This is a genomic window from Mesorhizobium sp. M7A.F.Ca.MR.362.00.0.0 (assembly GCF_004023175.1).
Taxonomy (GTDB): Bacteria; Pseudomonadota; Alphaproteobacteria; order Rhizobiales; family Rhizobiaceae; genus Mesorhizobium.
Window position 1 is genome coordinate 12,977 of the sequence record NZ_RZTF01000095.1, and the last position, 2,194, is coordinate 15,170.

2 protein-coding genes and 1 pseudogene are annotated in these 2,194 nt (G+C 62.9%); 2 read left to right on the forward strand and 1 reads right to left on the reverse strand.

All coding sequences use genetic code 11. The features are described 5' to 3' along the window. Nucleotides 1-10: 10 nt before the first annotated feature. Both EOC06_RS14585 and EOC06_RS14590 read left to right on the forward strand, forming a co-directional pair. Nucleotides 11-391: a hypothetical protein gene (locus tag EOC06_RS14585; RefSeq protein WP_127272286.1), complete on the forward strand. Its 381-nt coding sequence runs from the start codon at nucleotides 11-13 to the stop codon at nucleotides 389-391. Further along, nucleotides 388-1,650: a RhtX/FptX family siderophore transporter gene (locus EOC06_RS14590; protein ID WP_127272287.1), complete on the forward strand. Its 1,263-nt coding sequence runs from the start codon at nucleotides 388-390 to the stop codon at nucleotides 1,648-1,650. Before EOC06_RS14585 ends, EOC06_RS14590 begins: the two co-directional genes overlap by 4 nt. A 107-nt stretch (nucleotides 1,651-1,757) precedes the next feature. Here the strand turns inward: EOC06_RS14590 and EOC06_RS42530 are convergent. After that, a pseudogene (locus tag EOC06_RS42530) lies at nucleotides 1,758-2,194 on the reverse strand (MFS transporter); the annotation flags it as partial.

The window sequence follows — 2,194 nt, forward strand, 5'->3', positions numbered from 1 at the left end:
ACCTTCTGAGATGGTTCGTTTCGAGATGCACAAGGACGGCATCGTCGACCTGCGCCTCTACCCTCCGCACGCGGCAACCGACGAGGCCGACTACCTCGAGGCGCTCGACCGGATCGGCAACCTCGATGGACCCTATGCCATCGTGGTGGATATTGCCGGCAGCACTCATCTCTCCCGAGAGGGGGAAGTCCGTCAGGCCGCATGGGCCAAGGCCACGCGGCAGCGCATCTCCAGCGCATGCCGGGCCTTGGCACTGGTGCGTGACAATCCCAACCCACGATCGCGGCAATCGTTCGAGCGGCTCTGGGCTATTCCGGTCCACGTCACCAGCGACAGAGAGGAAGCGCGGCAGTTCGCCGCCAAACATCTCGACAAGGCAGTTCGGCCATGAGCGGGCTCGCATCCGAGACCATCAGCCGGCCGGCAGAGCGGCGGGATTGGCAGCGTTTGCGGCTGTTCGCCGTGCTGGCGGGTCTCTACCTCGCCCAGGGTATTCCGGGTTATCTCCTGGTCGCCGCGGTGCCGCCGATCATGCGCGAGCTTGGCGTGTCGAGAACGGCCATCGGCATGCTTGCCGTCCTGATGATCCCGCTGACGGTGAAATTCCTCTGGGCACCGCTCGTCGATCGGATCAGGCCGATGGCGATCGGGCACCGCCGCGGATGGATTCTTCCCACGCAGATCGGGACTGTGATCGCCATTGCGGCACTCGCCCTTGTGGAACCGACCAATCTGAAAGCCATATTCGCAATAGGTTTCGCGATCGCGGTGCTGACCTCGACGCAGGACATTGCAACCGACGGCTATGCCACGCTCGCCCTGAGGCAAGAGGATCGCGCCGTTGGAAACGCAATCCAGGGCGGAGCGGTCGCACTCAGCGTCATCGTCGGCGGCACCGTTTCCCTGCTTCTCTATGGCTGGGTCGGCTGGCAGGCGATGGTGCTGACCATCGCGGCGGTCTCAGCCCTTCCATTGATTGCGATCGCCTTCATGCCGGAGGACACCGCTACAAAAAACGCCGAACCGCGGGCGAAACCTTCGATCTCCAGCTTTCTCAAGCGCCCGGAAGCCGTGACCGTCCTGATGATCGCACTGACCTACCGGGCGAGCGAAGGGCTGGTGAAATCCATGGAGGGATCCTATCTCGTCGACGTCGGATTGCCGCTGTCGGCGATCGGATATCTGAGCGGTATTTCTGCGGCGACGGCCGGCATTGCCGGATCCTTCATAGCGGCCATGCTTGTTCGACGTTCCGGCGCCGGCCGAACGCTGCTGCTGCTCGGCGCCTTGCGCACGATCTGCTTCCTGTTGTTTGCCCTGCATGCGGCCGGCGAAATCACGGGCATATGGACTCTTTTGGGAGCGGCGGGGTTTCAGACCTTGATCCGCTATATGGAGATTGTGGCGCTCTACAGCCTGTTCATGGCGGTGTCATCGAAAGATCAGCCTGGAACGGACTTCACCATTCTGTCCTGCGCCCAGATCATCATCTACCTGATCGGCTCGATGATGGCCGGTGCGATCGCCGACCGCATCGGCTATGGCGCACTTTTCACCCTCTCGACGCTCGTCTCCGGTCTGGCCGTCGTGCTGACTGTTCACCTTCTTTCGCGGCTCTCGAAGAAAAGCGCGGGAGCGGACTTCGCCTGAAATTCCAGCATGGAAGACATCGAGCGCCACGAGCTGGTCCGGGCCGATTGGTGGCAGCCAGGCAGACAGGCGGGCTCGATGTCTCCAGGACAGCCGAAGGCGCGGCGTCAACGAGAATTTCGTGGTCGAACATGGCCGCTGACCTGCACGCCGTCCTCGGCATGCAGGTACAGGAAGCCGGGGACGGACAGCAGCGGGATGACCGCGGTCAGCAGGAACACCTGGTGGAAGCGTTCCGCTGTCACGATGTGGGTTTCTCCTGCGACAAGGCCCAGCACCATGGCGGCGATCGAAACGCCCAGGGAAACGCTGAGTTGCTGCAGGACGCCGCCGAGACTGGTGGCGCGGCTGAGCTTGTCGTCCGGCAGGTCGGCATAGGACAGCGTGTTGGAGGTCATGAACTGCGCCGACCGGATGACCCCGAAGACAAAGACGTAAAGGCCGATCATCCAGTGCGGCGTATCGGCTTCGATCAAGGCGAAGCCCCCGACAGCGGCGGAGCCGACCACCGCGCTGCCGATGAGCACGACATTGAAGCCAAAGC